Annotated in this window: 7 protein-coding genes; 5 read left to right on the top strand and 2 right to left on the bottom strand. The window is 38.0% G+C overall.

Translation table 11 applies throughout. The annotated features are described in order from the left end of the window. The first annotated feature begins 786 nt into the window (after window positions 1–786). The 5 genes from ACFX4X_RS24375 to ACFX4X_RS24355 all read left to right on the top strand — a co-directional run bounded on the left by ACFX4X_RS24375 (window position 787) and on the right by ACFX4X_RS24355 (window position 8098). Window positions 787–1158 (top strand): MerR family transcriptional regulator, encoded by a 372-nt coding sequence (locus ACFX4X_RS24375; protein WP_377387278.1) that lies wholly within the window; start codon window positions 787–789, stop codon window positions 1156–1158. A gap of 179 nt (window positions 1159–1337) precedes the next feature. Then, complete coding sequence (locus tag ACFX4X_RS24370) at window positions 1338–2654, top strand: hemolysin family protein (protein ID WP_377387275.1); 1317 nt, start codon at window positions 1338–1340, stop codon at window positions 2652–2654. A 346-nt stretch (window positions 2655–3000) separates the two neighbouring features. After that, window positions 3001–5805: a response regulator gene (locus tag ACFX4X_RS24365; protein WP_377387272.1), complete on the top strand. Its 2805-nt coding sequence runs from the start codon at window positions 3001–3003 to the stop codon at window positions 5803–5805. Window positions 5806–5837: 32 nt separating this feature from the next. After that, window positions 5838–6671, top strand: a complete 834-nt coding sequence (locus ACFX4X_RS24360) for a CheR family methyltransferase (protein WP_377387269.1) — start codon at window positions 5838–5840, stop codon at window positions 6669–6671. Window positions 6672–6955: 284 nt separating this feature from the next. Then, a complete protein-coding gene (locus ACFX4X_RS24355; RefSeq protein WP_377387266.1) occupies window positions 6956–8098 on the top strand; it encodes a PP2C family protein-serine/threonine phosphatase in 1143 nt (380 codons plus the stop codon). 102 nt (window positions 8099–8200) lie between these two features. Here ACFX4X_RS24355 and ACFX4X_RS24350 read toward each other — a convergent pair whose 3' ends face one another. Together ACFX4X_RS24350 and ACFX4X_RS24345 are read right to left on the bottom strand one after the other, a co-directional pair. After that, window positions 8201–8371, bottom strand: coding sequence for a CsbD family protein (locus tag ACFX4X_RS24350; protein ID WP_081108663.1), 171 nt, complete (start codon window positions 8369–8371; stop codon window positions 8201–8203). Between the two features lie 78 nt (window positions 8372–8449). Next, window positions 8450–9208, bottom strand: coding sequence for an alpha/beta hydrolase (locus tag ACFX4X_RS24345; protein WP_061461167.1), 759 nt, complete (start codon window positions 9206–9208; stop codon window positions 8450–8452). Window positions 9209–10097 lie beyond the last annotated feature (889 nt).

The following is a 10097-nucleotide window of genomic DNA, read 5'->3' as shown; positions in this document are numbered from 1 at the left end:
CCATTAATTTAAAGAAGATGGCCAATTGGACATGGCGAGGTCCAAAAATGGCCTAACATAGTGGGCTCGTAGAGCCCCAATCTCCTAACTTCAGGCAAAAATTCAAAGGGAATCTCAAAAAGGGGTTCGGAATTTTTTAATTCCGAACCCCTTTTGTCTACAAACTGTGGGACTGACGTATGTCAGTCCCATTTTTAAAGAGAAGGCCTAAAAGTCCCGCTGCCAAAGGAATCACCAAAAGCCATATGTATCACTTGTGAAGTGAGATGCTTATAAAATAAGTGATACAAATGAAAAATCACCCTATAGTTTATAATAATTTTAATATAGTATTGATTATCATTATTGAGGTAGTATAATAGGTATAACAAGCAGTTAAAGCGAGGAGGACAGTTTAAATGGTAGCAAAAGTCTGTGAAACATGCGGAAAACCAATAAAAAGGCTAAAGCATTCTTCCCTATGCCAATGCGGTCCTAAGATATTGAGCAATCAATTTTCAGTTAAAACAAAAAAATAGAATCCATGGCTTAAATCATAAATTAAACCGATTATTCAATTAATCGGTTTTTGTTTATCCATGAAGGGTAAAAATGTGAATAAAACAATATTTATCCTTTTATCTAATTAAAAATATTTTTCATTTCAATAAAAATAATGTACGATTAGAGGATAGAATAAAACGTCATGGCGGAAAAGACATATGTTCAGATTGTCTAAACCATCACGTTACGGTTTGGAGGGGTTATATTGGGAACGAGACATTAAAAATTGGCGAGTTGGCGGAAATGGCGAATGTTACAAAACGAACCGTTGATTATTATACGAACTTAGGCCTGCTTAAAGCAGAGCGTTCCGCCTCTAATTACCGCTATTATTCGGTAGGTGAACTTGAAAGGCTCCGCAGTATCGAGGGATATAAAAGAAAGAACCTTTCATTGGAAGACATAAAAGATATATTTAAACAGGAAAAGGAATTCGCATCAGCAATTGAGGAAACAGGTCTTCAACTGAAAAATAAAATGGATGGCCTGAACGAAGAACTTCAAGAAGTCATCAGCTTGATTAAAAAAGACGAAAAAAATGAGCTTCTTCTAAAAAAACAGATTTCCCATGAAAGCATGGCCTTGATCCAATCATTACTAGTGTTGCTGGTATGATTAAAATTTATTCCCTATTATTTTGTGTGCAAAGGTGCATATTAACGATATAGGCTAAATGGTTTTGGTTCATGTTAAGGCGAAAATCGCTTTTTGAAACGAATAAACCCATTTATACAGGAGGTGCTTGGGATTAAACCGTGTATGTCTAATCCAAATGTTAGAAGGATAGGCACTTCATGGTGAACCCGCACATATTGGAGATTTTTATAAAATTATTAGCAGTAGCTGTACTAATAGCATTAACCGCATTTTTCGTTGCATCGGAATTTGCAATCGTGAAAGTCAGAAGTTCCCGAATCAATCAGTTGATTGAAGAAGGGCATAGAAATGCACTTGCGGCTAAGAAAGTGACGACCCATATTGATGAGTACTTATCTGCCTGTCAGTTGGGGATTACAGTAACTGCCTTAGGTTTGGGGGTCTTGGGTGAACCGACAGTTGAGGCGATTTTAAGACCATTGTTCAATAAATGGGGATTAGAGGAATCGGTAAGTCATATCATTTCTTTCGTAATCGCATTCGGTTCTGTAACATTCCTTCATGTTGTAGTGGGGGAACTGGCACCAAAAACAGTTGCGATCCAAAAGGCAGAAGAGGTAACCTTGCTTTTTTCAAAGCCGTTAATTCTCTTTTACCGGATTTTGTACCCATTTATTTGGTTACTGAATGGTTCTGCCCGTCTCCTAACTGGCATATTCGGATTAAAGCCTGCTTCTGAGTCCGAAATGGCCCACTCTGAAGAAGAACTGCGCATCATTTTATCGGAAAGCTATAAAAGCGGTGAGATCAACCAGTCGGAATACAAATATGTAAACCAGATATTTGAATTTGATGAGCGTATTGCGAATGAGATCATGGTTCCGCGTACGGAAATGACCGTTATCGAAAAGGGCATGCCTTTATTGGAAGTTGTTGAACTTATTCAAGAAGAACAATACACAAGGTACCCAGTCATAGACGGTGATAAAGATAATGTCGTGGGAATGGTCAATATCAAGAGACTTTATACAGCGACGATTACAGAGGAAAATGTAACAGAGCTGACGGTGGATTCCTTTGTAACACCTGTCATCCGTGTTCTTGAAACGATCGCCATTCATGATCTGCTGCTGAAAATGCAGAAGGAACGGATTCATATGGCGGTCTTGACTGATGAATATGGCGGAACTGCCGGCCTTGTTACAGTTGAAGACATCCTTGAAGAAATCGTTGGGGAAATCCAGGATGAATTTGACCAGGATGAACGTCCGCTTATTCAAAAAATTAATGAAGGACATTATGTTTTCGATGCAAAAACATTGGTTGAAGACGTCAATGATACCCTTGCAATCGATTTGCCAGAGGAAGATATCGATACATTGGGCGGATGGTTCCTGACAGGCCGATTTGAGATTGCGGTCGGGGATAGAATTGAATATGCCGGATATGAATTTACTGTAAAGGAAATGGCCGACCACCATGTTTTATATGTGGAAGTGAAGAAAATTCAATAACAGATTCGCAACAAGAGCCGAAGGTGAAAACTTTCGGCTTTTATTATGAGTAAATACGGATTTAAAAACTGTCCTCGGTTCGGACAATGGCCTTTTGGTTATAACAATGGAAAAGATAGACTGCCACTTAATTGGAAAAAGGAATGCATTTAAAAAAACTCTGCAGGTAACCATTTTAGCTATGGAAATGTTAAAATGGAGTCTGAGCAATGAATCTATCTATCATTTAGTAAATTAAAAGCATATAAAGAAAATTCCTAGTGATCCAAATGATAGTAATAAGATGTATTTTGCAATGCCGTTTATTTCTGGCTGATTATAAATTTGTATGAAGGTGGGCGGGAAAATGGGTTTTAGGAAGAAGCAAATGTTGGGATTCGGTTTAATCTTACTTTTCTTGGCTATTTTACTTTCTTTCATGATGTTCATGCTTAACAATCTAAAGAGTAGCATGACGGAAATAGTTGAAAATCGCTACGAAAAGGTTCAAGCTTCGATGGAAATCCGTCAGCTGTTTTCTAGGTCGGACCGTGAGATTTTGTTTGCAGCTAATGATGCAAATAAAGAAGAAAGAGCAGAGAGCCTTGAAATCATCAATGAGAATCATAGTTTGATTGAATCAAAAATTGCAGGGTTATCAGGCAGTTTACAGAGGGTGAAAGCAAAACAATTATTGAAAGAGTTTGAAACTCAATATGCTTCTTACTCCATAACTGAGGCTGAGATCATCCAAAAGATAAAATCGGGAAACTCTTCGGATGATCTTTCAAACTTGATGGACGATCAAAGGGAAAAACGAAAGAAAGTCATCAGTACGATGGATGAATTTAAGGATTACCAAGAAGGTGTCATGAAAGATACCTTAAGTAATTCGAAACAAACTTATGAAGATATGATCGGTTTTGTGATTTTTGCGGTCATTCTCAGCATTTTGGTTATTTCCGTAACAGTTGTTTGGATGATTCGCAGTACATCGAAAGATCTGCAATCCATTACGAAAGTCATCAAAAATATCGATTTTAAAAATTTATCGGTCGTACCTAGAATTCCGGTTCGAACTACTGATGAAATTGGTGATATAGCGAGATCGTTCAATGATATGGCTGAATCGCTTGAAGTTTATAATCGAAAAGAGAAAGATTTCACTGATAAGATCAGTGAACAGAACTGGATCCAGACCCGTGTTGCAGATATAGCTACCATGTATCAGCGCATTGTTGAGGTGGAAGTTCTAGCTGACCGATTCATTACGAGACTTGCACCGATGATGGGAGCTTCAATTGGAGCTTTTTACCTCAAGCGGGGTGAGGGTGAGGATATGCGTTTTGTTAAGCTTGCCAGCTTTGCAGGAGATGGTGAAGACTCAGGCAGACGTGAATTCCGTATGGGCGAAGGTTTGATCGGACAATGCGCCCTTGAAAAGAAATCGAAAGTCATTGACGATATCCCTGAAGATTTCCACTTGGTTACAACGGGATTAGGGGAAGTCAATCCGAAAAGCATTGTCATTGCGCCAGTGGTTTTTGAGGATGAAGTTGTGGCGATGGTTGAATTGGCAAGCTTGGAGGCCTTTACGAAGTTGCAAAAACATTTCCTGAACCAGGTTCTTGATACTCTAGGCATTACGATTAATAATGTAGAGGGCCGGATGGAAATAGAGCGTTTATTGCAAGAATCACAGGCACAAACCGAAGAGTTACAGGCTCAATCGGAAGAATTACAATCACAGTCAGAGGAAATGCAAGCCCAATCAGAGGAACTGCAAACACAGGCTGAAGAGTTACGGATGATTAATGAACAATTAGAAGAGAGAAACCGTGAAACGGAAGAAAAATCAAAAGAGCTTCAAGTCGCAAAACAAAACCTTGAAAAACAAGCCGAAGAATTAAAGTTAAGTTCAAAATATAAATCGGAGTTCATGGCAAATATGTCCCATGAATTGCGGACACCGCTCAATAGTATTCTGATTTTATCAGAAATGCTTTCCGATCCAAATGATAGTAAATTAACTGAAGAGCAACAGGAATTCGCTCGTGTCATTAACTCATCAGGGCAAGACTTATTAACGTTGATCAATGACATTTTGGATTTATCAAAAGTTGAAGTCGGAAAGCTCGAAGTGGTCTTTGATGAAATGAATATGAGTGAACTTCCTGAGTTATTGCACCGTAACTTCGATCATGTAGCCAAGAAAAAGAACATTGACTTTATAATAGAAAAAGATAAAAATGTTCCGGATATTTTCTTTACGGATGAACAACGCTTCCAGCAAATTTTGAAAAACCTGTTGTCCAATGCATTTAAATTCACAGAAAAAGGTTATGTGTCAGTCCAAATCAAAAAAGCTGATGAAGAAAATGTAGCACAATGGATACAGACAAAAGGAGCTAGCAATTGGGTTGAAATTAAGGTGAAGGATACGGGTATCGGAATTTCAAAAGAGAAGCAAAAACTTATCTTTGAAGCGTTCCAGCAAGGTGATGGAGCTACAATGAGAAAATATGGCGGTACAGGACTTGGGCTATCGATTTGCCGGGAGTTTGCCAAACTCCTAGGAGGCTGGGTGATTGTAGATAGTGAAGAAGGGCAAGGCAGTACCTTCACCCTCTTTATTCCAAGCATGCCAGAGGGCTTCAAAAATGTTGGCGAAGCAATAGCGGCTTCTCCAGAAGTGGCAGCTGCTGCTAACCACGATGAGCCTGCGGCACCTTTTGGCGATCAGGGAGAACCGGATGCAGGTATGATGGATGAAGAAGATCGGGATAAGGCCAAACCATTCTGCAATAAAACAGTACTTGTCGTCGATGATGACCACCGAAATATATTTGCACTGAAAAATGCCCTGAAGCATGAGGGGATGGAAATCCTTACAGCTGAAAACGGCTACGAATGTTTGGAACTCCTTGAAAAAGGTAACGATATAGATGTAATATTGATGGATATCATGATGCCAGGCATGGACGGTTACGAAACGATGACCAGAATTCGCGAGCAAAGTAAGTTCGAGAATCTTCCAATCATCGCGCTAACGGCCAAAGCGATGAAAGGCGATAGGGAAAAATGCCTGAAGGCTGGCGCTTCCGATTATGTCAGCAAGCCATTAAAATTAGATCAGCTGTTATCCGTTCTAAGAGTATGGCTGACTAATTAATTGATTGATAGTATGGGTAAGGAAGGTTTTGCATGAAGGATACTTTAACGATTGAAGAAAGAGAAGATATAGAAATCGAATTATTGTTAGAGGCCATTTATTCCGTTTCCGGCTTTGACTTTCGCAAGTATATGCGTTCTTCAATTAAAAGAAGAGTTGAAAATAGAATGAGACTGGATCATATTCGCAGGATTAGCGGAATGATAGAAATGGTTTTATATGAAAAAGGCTATGTCGAGAAGCTTTTGAAGGATTTTTCAATAAATGTTACAGAAATGTTTCGCGATCCGGAATTCTTTAAAGCTTTTCGTTTGAATATCGTTCCGCTTTTGAAAAACCTTCCCGAAATCAGAATATGGCATGCTGGTTGTTCGACCGGTGAAGAAGCCTTTTCCATGGCGATCATCCTCAAGGAAGAAGGACTTTATGATAAGGCAAGGATTTATGCCACTGATATGAATGATGAAGTCCTCAGTCATGCGGAAAAAGGAATATTACCATTAAATAGAATGCAGTCTTATACAAAAAACTATCTGCATGCTGGCGGTAACCGAGAATTTTCGGAGTATTACACAACCGATTATCAAAATGCCTACCTTGATTCGAGTCTCCTTAAAAACATTGTGTTTTTCCAGCATAATTTAGTTACTGATGGTTCGTTCAATGAATTTCATATCATAATGTGCCGGAATGTGATGATTTACTTTACCGGTGAATTACAGACCTATGTTAATCAGTTGTTTTATGACAGTCTTTGTAAAGACGGTTTCCTTGCAGTTGGCAGTAAGGAAACACTTCATACATCATCCTTTTCGGAAGATTATGAGGACTTTGACTCAAAGGAACGGATTTATCGGAAATTGTAAAAAGAAAGAGTACGCATATTTGCGTACTCTTTCTTTTAATTTATAGGGATATACTATATTTTCCGCTTTTTTTGCATTTCTATGTTTATGGTGTCGGAAGAAGGGGTATAAACAATGAGTTGGTCTTCATTTTATATTCGTTGTCGTGCTTTATTATTATTAAAAGAGACTGAACTTCGTTATAATATAATGGGAAAATAATTGTTATGGGAGCTTTATTAAACTGATCCATATTATAAAGATAAATGTTACCGCTCGATATAAGCCAAAAGGGGAATGAAAGAATGACGATTCTAATCGTAGATGATAACCAGGTTAACCTTTTCGTTATAGAGAAAATTCTAAAGCGAGCTGGCTATACGGACTTTCTATCATTAACTTCAGCTGTTGAGATGTTTGAATATTTACAGGTGGATAGTCCGCAACCTAAAGAGACTTCAGTTGATATCATTCTGCTTGATATTATGATGCCGGAGATCGATGGGATAGAGGCATGCAGGAGGCTTCAAAGTATTCCTCACCTTAAAGATATACCGGTTATTTTTGTGACCGCTCTTGAAGATTCAAACAAGGTGGCCGAGGCACTTGATGTGGGCGGTATTGATTATATAATGAAGCCTATCAATAAAATAGATTTACTTGCGAGAATTCGCGTGGGTTTAAGACTTAAATATGAAAAAGATTGGCATAAAATGCAGGATGAAAAAATTCGCAACGAATTGGATCTCTCCATGCAGGTTCAAAGCAGTTTATTAAGTGAGCCCATTAGAAATGACCACTTAACTATAAGAGCATCATACTTACCTGCGAATAAATTGGCAGGGGATATGTACTATTGGCACCGTATTGATGAAAATCGGTATGGGATCATCCTGTTGGATATGATGGGGCATGGCATTTCCGCCTCACTTGTGTGTATGTTCATTTCTTCAGTTTTGAGAGATGCCATCAGGACACATACTGATCCAGTGGCAGTCATAAACGAAATGAATCGCTGGATGAGTACCCTTAATAAAGAGGACAACCTAGTACATTATTATTTTACCGCGATTTATTTGCTCATTGATACAGAGCAAAAGACAGTGGAATATGTGAATGCTGGACATCCTCCAGGCTTTGCTTTAATAGATGATGGAAAAGTGGCATCCCTTTCAAAAGGGACATGTCCAGTTGGTTTCTTTACCGAGATGAAGATAGAAAAATCCATCATTCATTATGAAGAGAAGATTCAGCTTATGCTATTTACGGATGGAGTCATGGAAGCTATTGATCGGGAAGGGACAGAAGGGCTCAGCCAAATAAAAGAAGCGGTCTCGATGAGATGGTTAGATTGTAAAGAAACTCCCCCTATTGATTTTTTGATGCCTCCGAAAATGCAGCAAGATCAACCGGATGATATGTGTGTTGTAGTTATTCAAGCAAATTAAAGAAGGAAGAGGTGGCAGATTATCTGCCGCCTCTTCTCTATATAAGGGGGGGCGAGAATGTTCGTTAAGAGTATTGAGTGAATAATGTACCCATCTATTGCTTCAACGGTTATTTTTCAATTTACTAATGTTATCCTGTAAATTGCCTTTTAATTTATCGACTTTACCTTCTGCTTGTAAGTGAGGATCATTTTTCGCGTTTCCGACCTGGTCTTTCGTTTCACCTTTAACCTTATTTACAGTACTTTTTACTTTGTCTGATAAACCGCTCATTATGTTACCTCCTTTTTCTTTATATACTTTATATACCCATGAAGTGTATGGGTAAACCCAATTTATAGTGAAAGGAGGTTAAGAAGCGATTGTTGCCCTTTTATTTTGCTTTTGAATGAATTGACATGACCGTTCAATGATATGATCTTTATCATGATCCAACGAGGCCACATGATATGAATTTTCAAGGGGCACCATTTCCTTATCACTGGACATGACAGTTTCGTAAATCTGATAGGAACATAGGTCTGGTACAACGTGATCTTCTGGAGAATGGAAGAGGAGTATTGGGCACGTAATGTTTTTAAGTAGTTGACTGGTATGTTCCATTATATCGAGCAATTGATTAATCGCTTTTGACGGAACTTGGTCATATGTGACTTCTTTGGTCGTATCATCTTTTATGTCTGGTTTGCCTTCAGGAATGAAGCGTGGAACCAATTGGTTACGGTATATTTCATATTCAGGAACTTGAAGAGCGGCATTGATGGTTAGAATCCCGTCACAAGCCACTTTTGTAGCTAAATCCAGGACAAGAGCTCCTCCCATTGATTGGCCAATAGCGAATACTTTGGTGCAGGTTCGCTTTAACTTTGCATAGGCCATTTCAACATCTTGTATCCATTCTTGATAATGGCTCGTTTCCATTTCACCTTCATTCGTTCCGTGGCCCGCCAATCTGGGAGCGAAGACAGTAAAGCCTTTGGCAGCGAATTTTTCACCTAAATACCTTACGCTTTGTGGTGTTCCATTAAAACCATGGCAAATAAGGATACCGATAGAATTGCCGGGTAAGAAAAAAGATTCCGCACCTGGTATTACCATTGCTGCTTTCATATTCCCATCTCCTTTTAGCTATATAGTTATGTTTAATTAAAAGTTAGCTTGAAAAGTATAAAATTAACTATTCCGATTATATTACTTGGTTATATATTAACATGATGGAAATTGTGAAGTCAATTTGGTTATATTCCACACTCCATTATTCATTAGATTTAGATGTCATTCATAAAAAAGATATACAGGAGTTTATTAGGCTATTATATGTAGTATGGATGTTTACAGAGGAGTTCTGAGTTTTTTTGCCGATAACCCTATCTGTTCTTTGCAAAACTTTTCCTCTGAGGAGAAAGACCGACAGGTATACTGGCAAGACATTCAAGAATTAGGGAAAAAACAATGAATATTCGAGGGGATAGGGGGTAGTCAATTTAATTAAACAGCTGAAGGAGCTCTTTTTTACACTTTGCATCCCTGCAGAATGATAATATACAATCCACAAAGTAATTATGTATGGTTACATTTCTTTCTATTTATATAAGTACTGTCATGGAATTGTTTAAACTTTAGAAGCTAATAGACTGTGCACTCAAACAAATATAATAATATAGAGAAAAAGCGTTGACTTTAAGGTGAAATAGGATTAATATAAATAAGCACCAACTAAGACAAACGAAAAACTTCATCCGCTTTTGGCAGATTGCTAGAAGAAAATAATAACTATTGACTTCTTACTATGAAAATGATAAGATGAAATGGTCGCTGAAAAACACAGCGATTTAAAATAAGTTAAAAACTTCGCAGAAGTTGACAACTAATCAATAAAGTGTTATGATGAATAAACAAGCCGTTCGAAAGAACGATTGTGAAAATTGCTCTTTGAAAACTGAACAAAACAAAGCGCCAACGTTAAATTTTAAGTGAGCACACACTATTAAAAAAGCAA

The organism is Peribacillus sp. YIM B13481, from assembly GCF_042787985.1.
GTDB classification, from domain to species: domain Bacteria; phylum Bacillota; class Bacilli; order Bacillales; family DSM-1321; genus Peribacillus; species Peribacillus simplex_A.
The sequence above is the reverse complement of the archived record's forward strand: the minus strand, read 5'-3'. Positions and strand labels throughout refer to the sequence as shown.

Coding starts and splice junctions, on each gene's coding strand:
- ACFX4X_RS24375 (WP_377387278.1), top strand. CDS start 787: ATGGCGAATGTTACAAAACGAACCGTTGATTATTATACGAACTTAGGC.
- ACFX4X_RS24370 (WP_377387275.1), top strand. CDS start 1,338: ATGGTGAACCCGCACATATTGGAGATTTTTATAAAATTATTAGCAGTA.
- ACFX4X_RS24365 (WP_377387272.1), top strand. CDS start 3,001: ATGGGTTTTAGGAAGAAGCAAATGTTGGGATTCGGTTTAATCTTACTT.
- ACFX4X_RS24360 (WP_377387269.1), top strand. CDS start 5,838: ATGAAGGATACTTTAACGATTGAAGAAAGAGAAGATATAGAAATCGAA.
- ACFX4X_RS24355 (WP_377387266.1), top strand. CDS start 6,956: ATGACGATTCTAATCGTAGATGATAACCAGGTTAACCTTTTCGTTATA.
- ACFX4X_RS24350 (WP_081108663.1), bottom strand. CDS start 8,371: ATGAGCGGTTTATCAGACAAAGTAAAAAGTACTGTAAATAAGGTTAAA.
- ACFX4X_RS24345 (WP_061461167.1), bottom strand. CDS start 9,208: ATGAAAGCAGCAATGGTAATACCAGGTGCGGAATCTTTTTTCTTACCC.